Annotated in this window: 27 protein-coding genes; 26 read left to right on the plus strand and 1 reads right to left on the minus strand. The window is 29.5% G+C overall.

Annotated elements, in window-relative coordinates:
• Nucleotides 1–118: 118 nt before the first annotated feature.
• The 20 genes from GQR92_RS06305 (at nt 119) to GQR92_RS06390 (ending at nt 15,594) form a co-directional block, all read left to right on the plus strand.
• On the plus strand, nt 119–430 hold the full coding sequence (locus GQR92_RS06305) for a transposase (RefSeq protein WP_158838313.1): 312 nt from the start codon (nt 119–121) through the stop codon (nt 428–430).
• A 44-nt stretch (nt 431–474) separates the two neighbouring features.
• Nucleotides 475–1,326 carry an IS3 family transposase gene (locus GQR92_RS06310; protein WP_302849606.1) on the plus strand — a complete coding sequence of 284 codons (852 nt, stop codon included), beginning with the start codon at nt 475–477 and terminating at the stop codon, nt 1,324–1,326.
• 28 nt (nt 1,327–1,354) lie between these two features.
• The gene (locus tag GQR92_RS06315; RefSeq protein WP_158838314.1) at nt 1,355–1,519 is read left to right on the plus strand and encodes a hypothetical protein; all 165 of its coding nucleotides are present in this window, start codon (nt 1,355–1,357) and stop codon (nt 1,517–1,519) included.
• Between the two features lie 46 nt (nt 1,520–1,565).
• Nucleotides 1,566–2,228: a hypothetical protein gene (locus GQR92_RS06320; RefSeq protein ID WP_158838315.1), complete on the plus strand. Its 663-nt coding sequence runs from the start codon at nt 1,566–1,568 to the stop codon at nt 2,226–2,228.
• A 169-nt stretch (nt 2,229–2,397) separates the two neighbouring features.
• A complete protein-coding gene (locus GQR92_RS17800; RefSeq protein WP_199269193.1) occupies nt 2,398–3,357 on the plus strand; it encodes a DUF262 domain-containing protein in 960 nt (319 codons plus the stop codon).
• A 206-nt stretch (nt 3,358–3,563) separates the two neighbouring features.
• Nucleotides 3,564–4,457, plus strand: a complete 894-nt coding sequence (locus tag GQR92_RS17805; protein ID WP_199269194.1) for an HNH endonuclease family protein — start codon at nt 3,564–3,566, stop codon at nt 4,455–4,457.
• An 835-nt stretch (nt 4,458–5,292) separates the two neighbouring features.
• A complete protein-coding gene (locus GQR92_RS06330; protein WP_158838316.1) occupies nt 5,293–5,730 on the plus strand; it encodes a hypothetical protein in 438 nt (145 codons plus the stop codon).
• 959 nt (nt 5,731–6,689) lie between these two features.
• Nucleotides 6,690–7,271, plus strand: coding sequence for a hypothetical protein (locus GQR92_RS06335; RefSeq protein ID WP_158838317.1), 582 nt, complete (start codon nt 6,690–6,692; stop codon nt 7,269–7,271).
• 170 nt (nt 7,272–7,441) lie between these two features.
• Entirely contained in the window at nt 7,442–8,068 is a 627-nt protein-coding gene (locus GQR92_RS06340; protein WP_158838318.1) for a hypothetical protein, read from the plus strand.
• Nucleotides 8,069–8,226: 158 nt separating this feature from the next.
• Nucleotides 8,227–8,895: a hypothetical protein gene (locus GQR92_RS06345; protein WP_158838319.1), complete on the plus strand. Its 669-nt coding sequence runs from the start codon at nt 8,227–8,229 to the stop codon at nt 8,893–8,895.
• A 134-nt stretch (nt 8,896–9,029) separates the two neighbouring features.
• On the plus strand, nt 9,030–9,662 hold the full coding sequence (locus GQR92_RS06350) for a hypothetical protein (RefSeq protein WP_158838320.1): 633 nt from the start codon (nt 9,030–9,032) through the stop codon (nt 9,660–9,662).
• A gap of 872 nt (nt 9,663–10,534) precedes the next feature.
• Entirely contained in the window at nt 10,535–10,924 is a 390-nt protein-coding gene (locus GQR92_RS06355) for a hypothetical protein (RefSeq protein ID WP_158838321.1), read from the plus strand.
• A gap of 357 nt (nt 10,925–11,281) precedes the next feature.
• On the plus strand, nt 11,282–12,286 hold the full coding sequence (locus GQR92_RS06360) for an IS30 family transposase (protein ID WP_158838205.1): 1,005 nt from the start codon (nt 11,282–11,284) through the stop codon (nt 12,284–12,286).
• A gap of 75 nt (nt 12,287–12,361) precedes the next feature.
• Nucleotides 12,362–12,748 (plus strand): hypothetical protein, encoded by a 387-nt coding sequence (locus GQR92_RS06365; RefSeq protein WP_158838322.1) that lies wholly within the window; start codon nt 12,362–12,364, stop codon nt 12,746–12,748.
• Nucleotides 12,749–12,758: 10 nt separating this feature from the next.
• Complete coding sequence (locus GQR92_RS06370) at nt 12,759–13,259, plus strand: hypothetical protein (protein ID WP_158838323.1); 501 nt, start codon at nt 12,759–12,761, stop codon at nt 13,257–13,259.
• Between the two features lie 174 nt (nt 13,260–13,433).
• Nucleotides 13,434–13,625, plus strand: a complete 192-nt coding sequence (locus GQR92_RS06375) for a hypothetical protein (RefSeq protein ID WP_158838324.1) — start codon at nt 13,434–13,436, stop codon at nt 13,623–13,625.
• A gap of 25 nt (nt 13,626–13,650) precedes the next feature.
• Nucleotides 13,651–13,977, plus strand: a complete 327-nt coding sequence (locus GQR92_RS06380; protein ID WP_233269814.1) for a transposase — start codon at nt 13,651–13,653, stop codon at nt 13,975–13,977.
• 34 nt (nt 13,978–14,011) lie between these two features.
• Nucleotides 14,012–14,248, plus strand: coding sequence for a hypothetical protein (locus tag GQR92_RS17955; RefSeq protein WP_233270033.1), 237 nt, complete (start codon nt 14,012–14,014; stop codon nt 14,246–14,248).
• Nucleotides 14,245–14,856 carry a DDE-type integrase/transposase/recombinase gene (locus GQR92_RS06385; protein WP_233270034.1) on the plus strand — a complete coding sequence of 204 codons (612 nt, stop codon included), beginning with the start codon at nt 14,245–14,247 and terminating at the stop codon, nt 14,854–14,856. Before GQR92_RS17955 ends, GQR92_RS06385 begins: the two co-directional genes overlap by 4 nt.
• A gap of 129 nt (nt 14,857–14,985) precedes the next feature.
• Nucleotides 14,986–15,594, plus strand: coding sequence for a DUF1444 family protein (locus GQR92_RS06390; RefSeq protein ID WP_158842020.1), 609 nt, complete (start codon nt 14,986–14,988; stop codon nt 15,592–15,594).
• A 130-nt stretch (nt 15,595–15,724) separates the two neighbouring features.
• Here the strand turns inward: GQR92_RS06390 and GQR92_RS06395 are convergent, their stop codons facing one another.
• A complete protein-coding gene (locus tag GQR92_RS06395) occupies nt 15,725–16,693 on the minus strand; it encodes an IS110 family transposase (protein ID WP_158838325.1) in 969 nt (322 codons plus the stop codon).
• A gap of 378 nt (nt 16,694–17,071) precedes the next feature.
• Here GQR92_RS06395 and GQR92_RS06400 point away from each other — a divergent pair, with 378 nt between their 5' ends.
• From GQR92_RS06400 to GQR92_RS06425, 6 genes are all read left to right on the plus strand, one after another.
• Nucleotides 17,072–17,383: a hypothetical protein gene (locus GQR92_RS06400; RefSeq protein ID WP_199269195.1), complete on the plus strand. Its 312-nt coding sequence runs from the start codon at nt 17,072–17,074 to the stop codon at nt 17,381–17,383.
• Nucleotides 17,384–17,427: 44 nt separating this feature from the next.
• Nucleotides 17,428–17,739, plus strand: a complete 312-nt coding sequence (locus tag GQR92_RS06405) for a transposase (RefSeq protein WP_158838313.1) — start codon at nt 17,428–17,430, stop codon at nt 17,737–17,739.
• A 44-nt stretch (nt 17,740–17,783) separates the two neighbouring features.
• On the plus strand, nt 17,784–18,635 hold the full coding sequence (locus GQR92_RS06410) for an IS3 family transposase (protein WP_302849606.1): 852 nt from the start codon (nt 17,784–17,786) through the stop codon (nt 18,633–18,635).
• 49 nt (nt 18,636–18,684) lie between these two features.
• On the plus strand, nt 18,685–19,365 hold the full coding sequence (locus GQR92_RS06415; RefSeq protein WP_233270035.1) for a hypothetical protein: 681 nt from the start codon (nt 18,685–18,687) through the stop codon (nt 19,363–19,365).
• Nucleotides 19,366–19,540: 175 nt separating this feature from the next.
• Nucleotides 19,541–20,161 (plus strand): hypothetical protein, encoded by a 621-nt coding sequence (locus tag GQR92_RS06420; RefSeq protein ID WP_158838326.1) that lies wholly within the window; start codon nt 19,541–19,543, stop codon nt 20,159–20,161.
• Between the two features lie 91 nt (nt 20,162–20,252).
• A complete protein-coding gene (locus GQR92_RS06425) occupies nt 20,253–20,420 on the plus strand; it encodes a hypothetical protein (RefSeq protein WP_158838327.1) in 168 nt (55 codons plus the stop codon).
• Nucleotides 20,421–20,458: the final 38 nt, after the last annotated feature.

The following is a 20,458-nucleotide window of genomic DNA, read 5'->3' on the forward strand; positions in this document are numbered from 1 at the left end:
TTAAAATATCTTCTATGAATTCAGAAATATTACAAATTGAAATTTTAAATGAAAAGTATTTTAGCCCCCAATAAGTTCGGAGTGATATTTTAAATTTCAAAACTAATATATTTGAGATATGAAATACAAGAAATGGACTTTAGAACAGAAGTTAGAAATACTATCTGTTTCCGAAGAAATAGGTATCGTTGAGGCCTGCCGAAAATACAGCGTAAGTACTGGCACTTTCTATAGTTGGAAAAAGAAGTTTGAGCACAAAGGAGAAGCAGGTTTAAAAGTTACCTATGACACTAAAAGTAAAGAACTTAAAGCAGCTGAAGAAGAGAATCGAGTGTTACGAAAATTGCTGAGTGATAGAGAAATCGAGCTTGAAGTGCAACGTGAGCTTTTAAAAAAAAAGTTTGGGACGTCCGATCCAAGAAAGATCTAGTAGACACTATTTATAACAAACATAAAATCTCTAAGGCTAAGATTATAAAGATGGTTGGTATTGTATCGAGTAGCTATTATAGAGAACCTAGTGGCGGTAAAAAAGGAAATAAGCCATCTAAAGAGACTTTCCACAAGACTAAAGGTTTTGTATTACAAGACGCTGTAGTTGTGTCTATAAAAGAGATTTTAAAGCACGAGTTTATAGATTGTGGTTATCGATTAATGACCAGCTATTTAACTAGAGATGGTTACACTATCAATCATAAAAAGTTGTATAGAATTATGAAGGAAGAAGGCTTGTTGAAACTTGATAATAGGATAGATAGAAGTGGTTCTGGACGCAAGTTTGTAAAGTTTAGAAAGGTGCAAACTTCTAGACCTTTAGAATGCCTGGAGATGGATATAAAGATGGTTTGGATACCAAGTGTAGGAAAGAATGCTTATTTACTATCAGTTATTGACGTTCACACTCGAAGAATAGTAAAAGACTATTTTTCTTTTACTATTAAACAAAATCACGTTATAGCGCTACTTTCTGAGTTGTTTGAAAATTATGACTACCCTCAAAACGTGGTCATTAGAAGTGATAATGGAAGCCAGTTTATAGCAAAAAAAGTACGTGAATATTTAGGTCTCATTGGAGTGCAACAAGAATTTACACACGTAGCAACCCCAGAAGAGAATGCACATATAGAAGCCTATCATGGAATATTGAAAAAAGAAGTCTTTAATAGGTGGGACTACCAATATTTTGGAGAAATAGAGCAAATACTAAAACGCTTCGTGAAATTTTATAATAATAGAAGACTTCACGGCTTGTTAGGACGTATAACACCAATGGAAAAATGGAATGCAGATGAACATCTTATTAGAATGAAAAAGTTAACCGCTTAACCAATAATCGAAATTTAAAAGATTACTCTTGTTTTATAGGGGTCAAAACACACAAGGAATTGAATTTGAAAATTTAAAAAGAAAAACAAAAAATACAAACAATTATAAATACAATGAAAGTAATTGGTTAGAAGATGCCGCAGGAACAGATAATCCAGAAGTTATGAATGATGTATATTGGAACTTAGATTAAAATAAACAACGAACAACAACGTTCTCAATAATTAGAAACAAAACATATGAATAAATTATTTTTTTACTTATTTCTTCTATTAAGTCTATCATCCTATGGGCAAAATAACGAATCTGTGTATTATGATTCTAATTGGAATTTATGCCAAAAAAATGAAGCAAAATATTATAGAATATATAATTCTTATGATAAATATTCTAACACTTGGGAAATTAAAACCTATTATATAAACGGAACTATCCAATGGGTTGGAAGAGTCAAAAATAATGACCCCAAAGCTACCAAATGTAGCTCTGCTAAATGTCACGGAATTGCAACTTGGTTTAATGAAAATGGCTACAAATCATCTGAACGAACTTATATGAATGGTATATTAAATGGAACTGCTTTAATATACAATAACAAAGGAGTAATTACTCTAAGCTTGAATTTTGTAAATGGAAAAATATTAAAAAAGCCTACTTCAAAATCAATATACATTAAAAATAACTCAACAAATAATAGGAGTAAATATTATGGTTATTCTGTTTCTGGATATGGTAATAATAATTCAGTATATGGAGATATTTCAGTAAACAAAAATGGCGGAAGTGGAACCATTTATGATGAAAATGATAATGAAATATCTATTGACTTAGAATGGACTGGCAAAGGTACTTTAGAAGGTTATGACGAAGATGGAAATTACTACGAATTGGAAGTAGAATAATAACTACTGCCAACACCGTGTATAATTAATTGCTAGTTTTAGCTCACTTGGGAAATTCCTCCGGAATTTCGCCGTTCGTGTTTTATTTACTAAATTACTTGCTTAAAACACGCAACTAATCATACACAACAACGTTGCCATTCATTAAAAACCGAACATAAAACCAACAATGGATTTTTACAGAAAAACTACTTTAGGACTTTTTGATAGTTCTCAAAAATCATTTATAATTCCAGTTTACCAAAGAGCATATTCGTGGGAAAAAGAACAATGGGAAACTTTTCTAAACGATTTAACCGAACAAATAGAAGGTCAAAATAATTATTTTTTTGGAAACATACTTTTAGAAACTTTAAAGAAAGATACTAAATACGAAATCATTGACGGACAACAAAGAATTACAACATTAACAATTTTCATTCGTGCTATTCTAAACGTTTTAGCAAACAGAAAAAATGACATTTTATTTGAGGAATTTGACTTTCAAACAAAAGAAAGTATTTACTTGAAAAATGGTGGGAATATTAAACTTCGTCCTGTAGAATATGATAGAGCCTGTTTTGATGCTGTAATTATAGATAACAAAAACAATTTTGAATCCAATACACTTTCACAAGACAGAATAAAAAAATCAAAAAAATTCTTTGAAAATGAACTTAATAAATTTTCAACAGAAAAAGTACTTCGTGTTTTAGAAAAAATCGAAACTACAGATTTAACTGTAATTGAACTTGAGGGAAAAAAAGATTCAGCGTTAATGTTTGAACTTGAAAATAATAGAGGAAAAGATTTGACCAATATGGAGAAAATCAAATCCTATTTTATGTATCAAATGTACGTTTACAGCGAACCAGAAGTTGTCGAATCAAATATCGAAAATGTTTCAAATATCTTCAAACTAATATATCTAATCATAAATGACTTCAAAAAACTTAATGAAGATAGTGTTTTAATATATCACAATAATGCATACATAAAAGGTTATAATTATAGAACATTAGAGGATGTAAAAGAGGTCTTTAAAAAATCAAATGACAAAATAGATTGGATTAAAGGTTATATAACTGAACTTCATACTTCATTTTCAAATATGAAAAAATTTGAAAATTCAAAAATCATTATGCTTTAAAATTAGCAGAATTAAATGCACCTGCATTCGTTTATCCTTTCATTATTAAAGGCTACAAATTTTTTGGAGATGATGAACAAAAACTAAATACGTTATTTAATTTACTTGAAATATTAACATTTAGAGCCAAATTAATAAACAGTAGAGCAAATATTCAAGAACGCTTAAATTCAATATTACTAAACTTCAAAGGAAATCTAACTAATTTGGTTTTAGACATAAAGAATAAACTTAATGAAACTTGGTATTGGGGAGATAACAATGTGAAAAGTTACCTAAATGGAGCAATGTATGGAAATAAGGTATTGAATTATCTGCTATGGCAATATGAAAATTCAATACAAAATAAGGGTTATAGTATTAAAAATTTCTCAATAGAAAATGAGCAAATCGAACATATTTCACCACAGACACCAACAAATGGAGAACCTTTAGAAACTGGATATGACGTTGATGAACAGAATGAATATTCAGAAGATTTCTTAACGAATACAATAAATAGTTTGGGAAATTTAATGCTTATTTCTGGTTCACATAATGCGTCTATTGGAAATAAACCTTTTTCTCATAAAGTTAAATCTTATAACCAAAACCCACTTTTAAATCAACAAGCAGAAATAAAAGATTACGCAACAATTGAAAATGAAAATTCTTTTTGGAAATCAGATTCAATTATAAAAAGGCATAATTATATTGTCGGATTTGCAACAAAAATTTGGAATTTTGATAATATAAATTTGTACCATTTAAAAGACGATTTAGAAGAAATTGAGGAGTTGGAAATTCAAAACACTTCTGAATTAGAAACTAAACTTATAGAACCAAATAACTTAAAACCAAAAAGAAACGGAAAGTTATCAATAGAATTGAATCCTAATTTAGAATCTGAATTTAAACAACTTTTACTCGAAAAAAAGCAAGCGTATATTACAACATTTTATGAAAATGGAACATCCAAACAACGTATTTGGAAAGCGAACAGTTTTAAAGAAAGTTCAGGAGTAATGGGAAATTTACGTTCAAGACCCGAATTTAGAAGCGGAAAATGGGAGGAAAATGGAATTGAAAAAGTTTACGTATCAATAGAAAAAACCGAATAAAAAAATAACGAAATGGCAACACCGTGTATAATTAATTGCTTGGTTTTAGCCGATTTACGAAAGTTCTCGCGGACTTTTTATTTGTGTTTTATTTACTAACTTTAGTGCTTAAAACACGCAACTAATCATACACAAACACGTTAGCAAAAACTTGGGAATGGCGCCGAACAAAAGTCTTTATTAAAAGCTAACTTTTCGCTTTTTAGTTTGTTAATCCAGGTTCTGAAAAAGTAAAAATTGAAAAAAGTGGAATACTCTCTCGGTGGTCAAAATTTCTAAAATTGGAAAGTTTTAGAGTTTTAATAAAATGAATTTAATCAAACGCTGAAAAACCAAATTATGGAATTTAGTAAAATGTTGGAATTCTTACTCGAACACTAAATTTAGCAAGTTTGAGAAATTGTAAAATATAAGGAAAAATAGAATTTCGGAACTTTCACTCAATCCCTAAATTTTGAGAAAACTGAAAAATATGGAACACTCTCCTACTCGTGAAAATTTATAGAATATTAAAAGTTTCAGAAAGTGTGAAAAAGTGAAAATTTACTCAAACTCAAAAAAACATAAATTGTGGGAATTTTTAATCCAAAGCGGAATTGTTGAAATAAAAAAAGAAAAAATGTAAAAGAACGAACGAAGAACAAAAAACACGCATTTGCTAACACCGTTTATAAAAAATTGCTAAATTAGTGCCTTACAAAAGTTAGTCGCATTTCTGTAAACTTCTATTTTCCTACGGAAAATAGCCGTTCACTTTAAACGCAACTTTCCCATAAACAACAACGTTGCCACACATTTGAAAAAATCAATCTACATATTGCTATTAGGTTTCATTTTGAGCTCTTGCCAAAGTGAAAAAAAATTGAACGGAACTTGGATTTCGGCTTATGAGCACGATGAAAACGACACTCTGAATTATGATTTATCAGGTGTGCCTTTTAATGAAATATTAGAATTTAATGATGGGAAATTGAATATCCGAGAATTCAAATATAACAATCACGAAAATATACGTTCATTTGAATTTAAGTTAAAAGGAAACAAGTTAGTTCTTAACGGAAATCAACCTGATTTCTCTGATATAATTGAACCAATAACTAAAGACAGTTTTCAATTGAGTGGTTTAAGTTATGGAAACTCTAAACGGATTTACAAAAAGCTAAACGACAGTTTAAAAAGCAGAACAAACGAATTTAATCTTACTGGAAATAAATATATACGGAATTTCAAAAAATGGACTGATACCATTCATTTTGTAAATGAGTCTGTTTAGACAAGTAGTAGTTGGACAATGGAAAAATCTGATTTAAAATGGGAAAGAGTAAATTATAACGGATTTGACATATTATTTACTGATATTTATATTCCATTCATTCTAAAAAAGAAAATCGGAAATAAAATTTATGTCACAACATTTGACAAACAAAAAGAAGACTATATTTTAGAACAAATTGAGTAAAAAAAACGTGTGGCAACACCGTGTATCATTAATTGCTAGGTTCACGTCTACTTGGAAAATTCCTGCGGAATTTTCTCTGGTTCGTTTTTGTTTACTAAATTAGATCCTTACACACGCAACTAATCATACACGAACACGTTGCCAAAAATTGCCCAAAACCAAGAAAAACGTTGAAAAAAAACAATAAAACTTCGGAATTTCAAAAAGTTAGACACTGTCTCAATATTGAAAAATTCTAAGAAATTTAGTTTATTATAAAGATTACAATAGTTTGAAAATATTTAGATTCTTAAAATAAAGTTTGTGGAATATTCTATCAAACTCAAAATTTGAAAAAGGCGGAGAAATCTCATTTTTTTTTTAAAATAAAAGAAACCACTCAAACGTTGAATTTCCAATTATTGCGGAATGAAAATCTTTGTGGAATTTTCACTCAAACGAAAATTTAAAAATATGGAAAAATCTCGTAAATCAAAACGTGAAAAAACACTCAAATGTTGAATTCCAAATATTGCGGAATTAAAAATATTGGCGGAATTATCACTCCAACGCTAAATCTCGAAAATAATTACCAAACTCGGAAAAACAAAAAACAACTTTAGGCAACACCGTGTAAAAAAAATTACTTATTTTTAGCTTTATCAAAGTTAGTTACATTTTTGTAAACTCCTATTTTCCTACGGAAAATAGCCGTTCACTTTAAACGTAACTTTCCTTAACACAAACACGTTAGCAAAAATTAGTAAGAAGAAATAAATTCAGGAAAAAAATAGATGTTTGATTTTTTTATAAAGTTAATAAAGTGGATTAATAGAAACAAAACTAGTGCTTACATTTTATTTTTAATTTTACCTGCAATATCTTTCTATCTGAATATTTACAAAAATTATTCTTGGGACTTAATTACTATTCTTTTAATTATAATATTTATTTTAAGGGTAATCGTAGGAATTATAATTTCGATTAATTTATTATCATCAAAAAAACAATCTGAATCAAGAAGACAACAAAAAAGGAAAAAAAAGGAGACAAAAAAATTAATTACAATTTTAGTTTTTAAAATTATACTCGGAATTTTTATAACTATATCTCCTCTATTCTGGTCGAATAATTTTGCACAAAATTATATTAACGAAAAACTTGAAAATGAAACGAAAATTAAAACAGCAAAAATTTATGAATTAATATACCCTCAGAATGGACATTTATCAGGTGCAATGGGTTATGAATATGAATTCTATATAAAAAACAGGAAATACAAAGGAAGACATCTTGGAGAGAAAAGGAAAATTGGAGGAATTATTACAATCAAATATTATAAAGAAAACCCTTGGATAAATAAAAAGAATGAATAAAACTTTTGCTAACACCGTGTATAAAAAATTGCTTATTTTTAGCTTAATTAAAATTAGTCGCATTTTTATAAACTTCTATTTTCCTGCGGAAAATAGCCGTTCATTTTAAACGCAACTTTCCATAACACAACAACGTTAGCTTTAATTATCCAAAAAAATTACGAAAGAGAATGAAATTAGCCGAATTTGAACAAAATCTGCGAGAAAAATTAGAGCATTATGAAAAACCAAGACCTTTTGTTTGTGAAGGAAATCCTTTAAATTGTGAAATATTTATAGTCGGAATAAACTCTGCAACTGAAATGAAAAAAGACTTTTGGGATTTTTGGTCGGGAGAGAAAGGTTTTGATAAGACTGAATGGTTTAAAAGTTATATTCTTGAAAGAAAGTTGAAACCATTAAAACCTAATAAAAAGAGAAGGAATAAATTGAGTAGTACAAGACAAAGAATTGAATGGATTATAGAATCAGCAAATCCAATCAAAACTTTAGAAACGAATTTATTTGTAAAAGCGACACCAACAGCTGGCGAATTGACAAAAAAAGACAGAGAAAGTTCAGTATTTGAATTTTTACTAAAAACCATAAAACCGAAAATAATTTTCATTCACGGAAATGAAGTAATTGAATATTTTCAAAAGCTTTATGGAATAAAAATCGAAAAAAATATAATCGAAAATTTTGAGATTTTAGGAACAAAAACGAATTTATTGGCAATGAATCATTTATCAAGAGGTTGGTCGAAACAAAAATCTATAGAATTAGGAGAACAATTAAAATCCGAAATAAATAACTAAAGCTAACACCGTGTAAAAAAAATTGCTTAATTTTAGCTTAATCAAAGTTAGTCGCATTTTTGTAAACTCCTATTTTCCTGCGGAAAATAGCCGTTCACTTTAAACGCAACTTTCCTTAACACAATAACGTTGGCAGCAATATGAAAAAAAAATCGAAAATGGAATTTAATAAAGAAAAATACAAAATCTATACTTGGAAAAACTGGATGGTTTTACATTGGATTTTAAATCCAGGTTTAGCTATTAACGAATTAATTTTAGGTCAAAGAATTCCGAAAATTAGTTTGGAAGACAAAACATCAAATAAACCAAGAGTTGAAAGAACTTTTGTTCCTTGTCCTCATTGCGAAAAATTACACGATGGGAGAACTTGGGCTACTCAAAACGGAACTGCATTTAAAAACTGGTTTGGACTTTACTGTTCAAATTGCGGAAAAATAATTCCTTGTATTATGAATGGATTTAGTTTTATAATTCTTGCATTAACTTTTCCTATTTGGGGTTGGTTTAGAAAAATACTAAAAGAAAATTGGCTAAAAAAACAGCCTGAAAGATATGAGAATATAAATATTGAATTAACACCAAATCCTTTCGACAAAAAAAGTTGGATAAAAACAGGATTAAGTTGGGGAGCTTTTATGTTTCTAACGATGTCTATTGGTTTTCCATATTTTGACGGACAAGAAATAACCTTGAAAACCTTATTATTGGGAATTATAATTTGGACTATTGGCGGACTTGGATTTGGATACACTATGAAAATATTTATGAATAAAACAATGAACAAGAAAGGAAAAAATACTGCTGCCAACACCGTACAAAATTAATTGCTTGTTTTTTGCTTACTTACGAAAATCCTCTCGGATTTTCTTTGTCAGTAATTATTTACTAAATTTAGTGCTTAAAACACGCAACTAACCTTGTACAAACCCGTTGGCAACAAGTAAAAACTGAAAACAAAATGAAAAAGGAAATTAAGTTTTTTATTCGAAGTTACATTATAATATTATTTTTGGGAATAATTTCCTGTGAAGATGATTGCGGACCTTTTCCGAATAAATTTAAAATATCTTCTATGAATTCAGAAATATTACAAATTGAAATTTTAAATGAAAAGCATCAAATAAAATTATCAGAAATAGAAAATAATTCTGTCTCATATGAAAAATATTCTATAAGAATAAACGCTGAAATTGAAACATACTTTGCTTATGAAGAAAATAAAATGAAAAATATTTTTATTGAAAATTCTTATGCCTGTAGTCCTGCTCCACCAGAGACTGACGAAAAAATAACAAATATTGAAATATATACTAACAAAGATTATAATTCAATGAATAAGTCAGGTGAAAATATAAATCAACTTTTTGATGTTTTAGTATTGAACCACTTCAGCAGTTTTCCATATTATGAAAAGTTTGACTTAATAGAATATATAAACATAAATCCAAACATTGCTAATGAACTTATTTTTGTTTTAAAAGAAGCTCCTGAAAACAATGACAACTTTATATTTGAAATCAAATACTATCAAAATGGAATTGACTTAAATGAATATAGCTTTGTTACGAATGAAATAGAAATAAGGGAATAATAAAAACCAGTTGCCAACACCGTGTAAAAAAAATTGCTGGTAAAAGCCTACTTACGAAAATCCTCGCGGATTTTCTTGGTTCGTGTTTTATTCACTAACTTTATTGCTTAAACCACGCAACTTTTCCTACACAACAACGTTAGCTTTAATGCTAAAAAAAAATAGAACTAAATAAGAAACATATGGAAATACCAAAGAGAAATTTTATTACAAATCCATCAAAGAAAATTTTAATTTTATTTACATTCTTATGGCTTTTAGGAATAACATTATCAACACTGAGTATGACTGATTTATTTACTGAAAGTTTTCTTCAGAAAAAATATGTAATGACTTATTTTTCAATGATTGGTTCAACCATAACAATAGGAGTACTTTACTTTTTTTATTGGAGAAATAAAAACTGAATTCTCACTCTACTGTTGAATAAATTTCCGTGCAAAAATTGGGGAAAATAAGGAAAAGTAGAAATCTGAACTTAAAGCAAAAATTACGTCTGAATTGATTTCTGTTGGAAAAACAACAATTTGAATTTTAATTAGTATACGGAATAGAAAACTGCTTAATTTACAGAAACTTAGAAAAAAAATTGAGAAACCAAAAAAAACGGAATGAATTATAAATCGAAAAATGCACTAAAAGCTAACACCGTGCATAATTTATTGCTTTATTAGTTTTTCCTTCGGAAAAACATCGAAAGCGTAAAAGCCTGTGTTTATTTAATTATTTTTTCGCTAAATTCACACAACAAAACCATGCACAACAACGTTACCACACATTTGAAAAAAACCGAACGCCCATATAATCTAGAAGAAATTAAAACTTTGAGAAGTCGGAAAAATTCTCTTTGGCAACATTTTGAAAACTTCGGAATGAAATGGATTTTTATAACACTAATACTTTTAGCACCATTATTAATTTATGAAAAAGTTGTTGGAAAAGTTTCTTCTGAAATACAACTTCTGACTTCAATTCCTTTGTTAATAATTTCAATCGGAATTGTTGTTTATCTTATGAATAAAAACGGAGAAATAGGTTGGAATAAAAAAGTTGAAAACGAAATAAAAAACGGAAAAGCACAAATTCTGAAAATCAAAACGGAAAAAGTAATTAAGAGAAAGCAAACTTACGATTTGGGTTCTGGATTTTATATTAAAATATCGGAAAATGAAACATTATATCTACAAGGACAATATTTTGACGAATTACAATATTCACGAAAATTCCCAAATACGGACTTTGAAATAGTAAAACTAAACTGAATTTTAATGAATTAATTGACATAAACTATTTTGGGGAATATTTAAAACCTAAAAAGAAATTAAAAGCTTTTACGAAAGAACAGTTTGAAAAAAACGAAGTTCATTACGATGGAGATTTATTGAACATTCCGATTGAAGAAATAAAATAAAAACGTGTGGTAACAACGTGTATAATTAATTGCTAGTTTTAGCTCACTTGGGAAATTCCTTCGGAATTTCGCCGTTCGTGCTTTATTTACTAAATTCACTGTTTAAAACACGCAACTAATCATACACAAACACGTTGCCAAAAACTGGTGAATCGAGCCCTCCATTCAATAACTTAACGCAACAAATCTAAATTAATAGATTTGTAAAATGGAATTAAAAAAACATAGAAGATTAACTTTAAAAGAAAGAGTGATTATTCAGACACTTTTAATAGAAAAAAAGTCAAAATCATACATCGCTAAAAAACTAAAAAGAGCACCCTCAACAATTACAAGAGAAGTGAATAAATGGGTGCAGAAAAAGGAAGATAATTACGATGCTGAACTTGCTCATTGGTGTGTTAAAGAAGATTATTTAAACAAAAGAAACTTAGATAAAATAAGTACATATTCTCTACTTAAATTTTTTGTCTATAGAGGCCTTTTGTCAAACTGGACACCTGAACAAATTTCAGGAAGACTCAAAGAGCTGTATCCTAATGATCCAATAATGTCTATTTCTCACGAAGCTATTTATAGACATATTTACACAAGACCACAAGCACGTTTAAACAAAAAATTAATCAAACTATTAGTACGTAAAAAAACAAGACGTAGAACCCCTAAAAAAAGACGTGGTGGCGGATCTAAAATAATAAACCAAGTAAGTATTGACAATAGACCACAGCATATTGAACTTAGAAATGAAGTCGGACATTGGGAAGGTGATTTAGTCATTGGAAAGAACCATAAAAGCGCTATTGGAACTATAGTAGAACGCAAAACTAGATTTACTTTAATTGTAAAATTAGAGTCCAAAAAAGCAGGTGAAGTAGCCAATGAGTTTTCTAAAATATTAAACAAATTAAATCCTATTTATAAAAAAACAATGACTTACGACAACGGAATTGAAATGGCTAGACACGAAAAAATTACTCAAAATACGGGAATGAAAATATACTTTGCTCACCCCTATTCTTCCTGGGAAAGAGGAACAAATGAAAATACGAACGGACTCATTAGAAGGTATCTGCCAAAGGGAACTAATTTTAATGAAATTGACATTAATCAACTCCTAATTATTCAAGAAAAATTGAACAACAGACCTCGAAAAATTATTGGTTATAAAACACCTAAAGAAATGATGGATTTAGAACTTAAATTTGTAGCTTAGTAACATCAAAAAACATAAACGTTTTGTTGCGTTACAACATTGAATCCAAGTCAAATCCGAAAGAAAAACCGAATAATGAAAACTTTTGATTTTACATATAAAAATGATTTGACAATTTCAGAAATCAAAAAAATACTTGACACAGAAACTTTGGAATTAAACAGATTAACCGAGAAGAAAGAAATTTTCTGGCATTGGGATAATCTCAATCGATTTGCTGTTCAGATTAACGAAATACTTCTCGAAGAAATAAAAGAGAATAAGGAATTATCTCTGCATTTAGAAAAAGAAATCAAAGAAGGAAAAAAAGGAAAATACACACATTTTTCAATTTATAGTCAAAAAGCAATTGACCGAATTTACGATGACAGAGTTCAAGACAGGTCGCATCTTGGCGAATATCGAAATGATTATTTAGATGCTTATGAAAATGACGAATCAAATTTCTGGAATAACGACTAACTAAAATTAAATGACCGAACAAAAAGAAAAATGCCATTATTGTAAAAGTTTAACTTCAAACGAAAAAGACAATTATTATGAACATACTTTGTATGGAGTAACCAATTCAAGTTTAGTTCCTGGAGCAGTTTATTCCTATATCGAAAAGAAAGTTCTTATTCCGAGATGTAAAAAATGTGAAAAACGACATAATGATTTGTTCTTGTTTATAGAATTACCTCTTTTCTTGATTGGTTTTTGCTATATGTTATGGGATTTTACTTATAATGTAAGTGATTCAGGATTTAGATTTTTGTCCTTAATTCCATCAGTTGTTGCTGGAATTGCGTGTGCAGGAATTATTGGACAAATAATAAGATTTTTTCTTAATATGAGACATAACGAAGGAAAAGCGGAAGAAGATATAACTGACTTTCCTGAAATAAAGAAATTAACAAAATTAGGTTGGAGAATTAATAAACCAGCCAAAGGAGAATATTTAACGAAAGAGGATTATATAAAAGCGGAATAAAAACTACTGGCAACAACGTGTATAATTAATGGCTTGATTCTCGCCTACTTACGAAAATTCTCGCGGATTTTCTATTCAGTTTTTATTTACTAAATTAGGTGCTTAAACACGCCACTAACCATACACAACAACGTTGGCAAACATTAAAAACCAAACTTTACGAAAAAGAAAAATATGATAAACACAGACTTAAAAGGACATTTCCTCAATCTATATATGATTGCTTTAAGCGACAATAATTTTGATGAAAAAGAATTAGAAACTATCCTAAAAATAGGAGAAGAAAAAGGAATTTCAAAAGAGGAATTTGAAAAAATTATTATCAACCCTATTTTAGCCCCCAATAAGTTCGGAGTGATATTTTAAATTTCAAAACTAATATATTTGAGATATGAAATACAAGAAATGGACTTTAGAACAGAAGTTAGAAATACTATCTGTTTCCGAAGAAATAGGTATCGTTGAGGCCTGCCGAAAATACAGCGTAAGTACTGGCACTTTCTATAGTTGGAAAAAGAAGTTTGAGCACAAAGGAGAAGCAGGTTTAAAAGTTACCTATGACACTAAAAGTAAAGAACTTAAAGCAGCTGAAGAAGAGAATCGAGTGTTACGAAAATTGCTGAGTGATAGAGAAATCGAGCTTGAAGTGCAACGTGAGCTTTTAAAAAAAAGTTTGGGACGTCCGATCCAAGAAAGATCTAGTAGACACTATTTATAACAAACATAAAATCTCTAAGGCTAAGATTATAAAGATGGTTGGTATTGTATCGAGTAGCTATTATAGAGAACCTAGTGGCGGTAAAAAAGGAAATAAGCCATCTAAAGAGACTTTCCACAAGACTAAAGGTTTTGTATTACAAGACGCTGTAGTTGTGTCTATAAAAGAGATTTTAAAGCACGAGTTTATAGATTGTGGTTATCGATTAATGACCAGCTATTTAACTAGAGATGGTTACACTATCAATCATAAAAGTTGTATAGAATTATGAAGGAAGAAGGCTTGTTGAAACTTGATAATAGGATAGATAGAAGTGGTTCTGGACGCAAGTTTGTAAAGTTTAGAAAGGTGCAAACTTCTAGACCTTTAGAATGCCTGGAGATGGATATAAAGATGGTTTGGATACCAAGTGTAGGAAAGAATGCTTATTTACTATCAGTTATTGACGTTCACACTCGAAGAATATTAAAAGACTATTTTTCTTTTACTATTAAACAAAATCACGTTATAGCGCTACTTTCTGAGTTGTTTGAAAATTATGACTACCCTCAAAACGTGGTCATTAGAAGTGATAATGGAAGCCAGTTTATAGCAAAAAAAGTACGTGAATATTTAGGTCTCATTGGAGTGCAACAAGAATTTACACACGTAGCAACCCCAGAAGAGAATGCACATATAGAAGCCTATCATGGAATATTGAAAAAAGAAGTCTTTAATAGGTGGGACTACCAATATTTTGGAGAAATAGAGCAAATACTAAAACGCTTCGTGAAATTTTATAATAATAGAAGACTTCACGGCTTGTTAGGACGTATAACACCAATGGAAAAATGGAATGCAGATGAACATCTTATTAGAATGAAAAAGTTAACCGCTTAACCAATAATCGAAATTTAAAAGATTACTCTTGTTTTATAGGGGTCAAAACAAGCAACTTACGGAGAAGATGGAGAAGTAACTCATTATTTAGACAACTCATATCGCGAATATAAACTTGAACCAAAAGAAATTGATGAAGTCATCGAAAGATATTCCAATGCTTCTGGAGATGTTTATAACAAAGACAAAGAAATTAACGTCAATAGAATTGTTCCAATCATTAAACCTAGTGACTATTTTGAACAATTAAAAACTCTTGGGAATTCTGTTAAGGACTATAAAATCCCTGAATTAATATGGGAACCTTACAATGAAGATTTGATTATTGTTTACGCAGAGGACAGGGAAGAAAGTATCCATTATTTTAACCAAGAGGAATTTGAAAAACTTGAAATTTCAAAAGACACTCTTTTGGAATTTTCTGTGAATAACTTGAACAATGTTTTACCGAAAATTGAGAAAGTTGGAGAAGATGGGAATTTCGGACTGATTGCAGGAGGAGATTATGAAGTTAGTCTGATGTTAATGACTGACATTTGGACAAAAGAAAACTTTGATGTCAATGGAGAAATTATAATCGCAATTCCAAATCGTAATTTAGTTTTCATAACAGGCTCAAATGACAAAGAGGCAATTGAAAAACTGAAAGGAACTGTCAAGGAAAGTTTTGAAACTGGAAACCATTCTATATCGACCAATTTTTATAAATGGAATGGAAAAAAGTTTGAAAAAATATAAAATTACAGTGGCTAACAAAGAACTGAGCTAAAAAACAACTCTTTTCTTCATTAAATTTACGCACTATTATTATAGGCTCATAATTCTATCAATTAGTATTTTGAGCTTTTATTTTTTATGTAATTACTATTTATTTTGATAAAACAGAAACGTACGTTTCGTCATATGGTAAACCTGATTTTGCGATAGCAAAACTCTGTTTTATCAATTTATTTGAAACCGCTATTAAAGCCAATTTCTTACTCTTACCCTTGTTAACAATTCGCTCATAAATCTCACGACATCCTTTATTATGTTTACAAGCTGTAAAAGCACAGAGAAACAAGAGGTTTCGTAGTTTCCTATTTCCAACCTTACTTATTCTACTTCTTCCACGTACACTACTTCCAGACACTCTTATCGTTGGAGTGATCCCTACATAACTACATAATTGTGAAGCCGTTTCAAACTTCCTAAACCCATCAGTAATTACGATTAAAAACAATGCCGTTTTCAAACCTATCCCTGGAATACTAGTTAGTAATGTTAATTGTGCTTGCTGGTCTTGTTTTACTAACGAAAGTACTTTTGTTTCGATTCCTAAAATCTCTTTATCTAAATGTTTTTTAGTCCGTTTTAAAGAACCATAAACCCACTTAGAGGGAATCCCTAAAACTTCTTCTCCGTGAATTTTATTCTTTACCGCTGTGCGTTTTTTAATATCACTATCTAATAATCTAAACAACTGTAAGCACTCACTCTGAACATTGGTAAGAGCAGTATACAATGGAACTTCATTGATGCCTCCATATTCACAGATAGCCTTTGCATCACTTTTATCCGTCTTTACTTTAGACAATTTCATTTGGATAAAACGCTTTACAGATAAAGGATTTACAACAGATACAAAAATGCTTTGTTTGTATAAAAACTGAGCTAACCTGTAATGGTAATAACCCGTTGCTTCCATAATTACTAATGAGTTTTTAGGGAGATTTTTTAAGAATATTTTAAACCCTAATTCATCATTTTTAAACTGATCATGACCACTTGTACTTCCATAAACATCAAAAACGTCTTTACTGATGTCAACTCCAAAAATTTCCTTATATTTATTCATAAGAACTGATTTATGAAAGAATAACCTACTTTTACTCACAACAACTTGAAAACGAGATCTAGGTCTCACAGAACTGAACGTGATTTTAGTAGAAAAGAGAGAGGATTACCAATGTTGTCGAAGTCTAAGCTTCACCGTATAAATTAACCTTAATTCTCTCTTTTATTCTTTCTGATTATATACTTAAATTTAGTCTTTTATTATAAAATGCTAACTTAAGCCGTATAAAATTAATTGCTGTTTTTAGCTTATTTACGAAAGTTCTCACAAACTTTAAATCTGTGGTTTATTTACTAACTTTAGTGCTTAAAACACGCAACTAATCTTATACAACAACGTTGTGGCTAATGCGAGAAACCACCGAAAATGAATTAAAATATGACAATAAAAGAAGCCATTTTAAAAAGTCTTGACGATATAAACGGACTGACAAACTATATGGAAGTTCACGACCATATTATTAAAAATGGATATTATGACTTCGGTCCTGCAAAAACGCCACCTGCGACAATTTCTGCACTTTTAGGAGATTTTATAAGAAATGGAGATTCTCGTGTTAAAAGAATAAAACAAGAAGGAGGTTCATACGCATATTACCTGACCAAAAATGAACAAGATATTGGAATTGAAATCTTATCAGGCTCAACCGAAACGACTTCTGTAAAACTGCCTTATTTTAGCCCCCAATAAGTTCGGAGTGATATTTTAAATTTCAAAACTAATATATTTGAGATATGAAATACAAGAAATGGACTTTAGAACAGAAGTTAGAAATACTATCTGTTTCCGAAGAAATAGGTATCGTTGAGGCCTGCCGAAAATACAGCGTAAGTACTGGCACTTTCTATAGTTGGAAAAAGAAGTTTGAGCACAAAGGAGAAGCAGGTTTAAAAGTTACCTATGACACTAAAAGTAAAGAACTTAAAGCAGCTGAAGAAGAGAATCGAGTGTTACGAAAATTGCTGAGTGATAGAGAAATCGAGCTTGAAGTGCAACGTGAGCTTTTAAAAAAAAAGTTTGGGACGTCCGATCCAAGAAAGATCTAGTAGACACTATTTATAACAAACATAAAATCTCTAAGGCTAAGATTATAAAGATGGTTGGTATTGTATCGAGTAGCTATTATAGAGAACCTAGTGGCGGTAAAAAAGGAAATAAGCCATCTAAAGAGACTTTCCACAAGACTAAAGGTTTTGTATTACAAGACGCTGTAGTTGTGTCTATAAAAGAGATTTTAAAGCACGAGTTTATAGATTGTGGTTATCGATTAATGACCAGCTATTTAACTAGAGATGGTTACACTATCAATCATAAAAAGTTGTATAGAATTATGAAGGAAGAAGGCTTGTTGAAACTTGATAATAGGATAGATAGAAGTGGTTCTGGACGCAAGTTTGTAAAGTTTAGAAAGGTGCAAACTTCTAGACCTTTAGAATGCCTGGAGATGGATATAAAGATGGTTTGGATACCAAGTGTAGGAAAGAATGCTTATTTACTATCAGTTATTGACGTTCACACTCGAAGAATAGTAAAAGACTATTTTTCTTTTACTATTAAACAAAATCACGTTATAGCGCTACTTTCTGAGTTGTTTGAAAATTATGACTACCCTCAAAACGTGGTCATTAGAAGTGATAATGGAAGCCAGTTTATAGCAAAAAAAGTACGTGAATATTTAGGTCTCATTGGAGTGCAACAAGAATTTACACACGTAGCAACCCCAGAAGAGAATGCACATATAGAAGCCTATCATGGAATATTGAAAAAAGAAGTCTTTAATAGGTGGGACTACCAATATTTTGGAGAAATAGAGCAAATACTAAAACGCTTCGTGAAATTTTATAATAATAGAAGACTTCACGGCTTGTTAGGACGTATAACACCAATGGAAAAATGGAATGCAGATGAACATCTTATTAGAATGAAAAAGTTAACCGCTTAACCAATAATCGAAATTTAAAAGATTACTCTTGTTTTATAGGGGTCAAAACATGCCTAAAGTAAAAGCCAAATCATATAACGAAAGAGATTTACACAGACTTTTGAGTAGTTATTTAAAGAATACCAAAATATATTCGAAAACAATATTCCACGAACATTCAAAAAACGGAAAAGATAGCAACCAAATTTGGACACATCCAGATATGGTTGGAGTTAAATTTTTGAATTTGCAAACCAAGGTCAGTCAGAATTTCTTAAAATCAATTAATAGAGTTGACACCTTTAAATTAAGTTCTTACGAATTAAAAAAAGAAATTAACTCGGACACGGAATTGAAAAAAGCCTATTTTCAAGCAGTTTCAAATTCAAGTTGGGCGAATTATGGATATTTAGTAGCATTTGAGTTTAGTGATAGCTTGTCTGACGAAATGGAAAGACTAAATCAATCGTTCGGAATTGGAATAATTGAACTAAATGCTAATCCATATCAAAGTAAAATATTATTCCCAGCAATTTACAAAGACCTCGATTTTAAGACAATCGACAAACTATGTAAAATCAATAAGGAATTTGAACAATTCATTGAGCAAACCGACAGATTAATGACAGCTCAAGAGCGTTATTACAAATCAACTGAAAAAGAACTTGATGAATTTTGTGATGGCTATTTTGAGAATGATTCGGAAATTGAAAAGTATTGTAAAGATAAAAATATTCCGAATGGAGAATAAAGCACTAGCCACAACAATGTATAAAATTAATTGCTTGGTTCTAGCCTACTTACGAAAATCCTCGCTGATTTTCTATTCGGTTTTTATTTGCTAAATTAGTTACTTAAACCACGCAACTAATCTTATACGAGACCGTTGGCAACAAGGCTCACTCACTCGTATAAAAAAAGGAAAAATGAAAAGAAAACATATTAACATAATTATCTTAACATTAATTATCATTGTATTTTTACTTGAATACTATTTAATGAAATCTTATATTAAAGAAATGTTTCAATATAATACTATCGAGATTAGAAACGATGTTATCAATAATGAAACAAAAGAATTTAAAATGTATTTATTAGAAAATTTTATTTTTTTACTTTTACAAAGTATAGGAATGCTTTTATGTTTAAATATTGGTTTTTTATATTTCAAAATTAAAACAAATTTAACAAGCATATTAAATTTAATTACATTTAGTTTTTTAGCTGTTATAATATATCAGTTTTTGATAATTGCTATTGTAAAATTAAATAATTGGACATTTACAATGGGGTCTATAAATTCTGCATCTGAAAAACTAAATCTTGGAAATTATATAAATATTGGAAAAACAGCACCTTGGATTGAATTATCACTCAAAAGTATAAATTTAGGACAGCTAATGATAATAATATTATTAGGGGTTGGCATAAATAAAATTATAAAAATTAATTACAAAAGAGCATTTTTAATCACAATAAGAACATATGGTTTAGGAATTTTGTTTTGGTTTGTTTTTGCCATGGTTATGGAAATGAATTTTAGTTAGCTATCGATTGACGTCTAGATAGAAAAGGTTTACTTATTTATCCTTCAAAGAAAAAATGAGAACAAATTATTTTAACTTTAAATTCTAAATTATGAAAGAATTAAATGTAAATCAATTAGAAAACCTTGAAGGAGGTAAATTTATTGGAAAATCTTGCGGTGGAGGTGGTTCTATTGGCGGTGGAAAATGTGTTAGAACTTGTAAATATCAAGTTTTTTGGATTAAAGTATCTGAAGGTCCAGAAATTTACGACTGTTAATCAATTCAAATAAAGGGTGTTAAAAGCACCCTTTTTAA

It is taken from the genome of Polaribacter sp. L3A8, assembly GCF_009796785.1.
Taxonomy (GTDB): Bacteria; Bacteroidota; Bacteroidia; order Flavobacteriales; family Flavobacteriaceae; genus Polaribacter.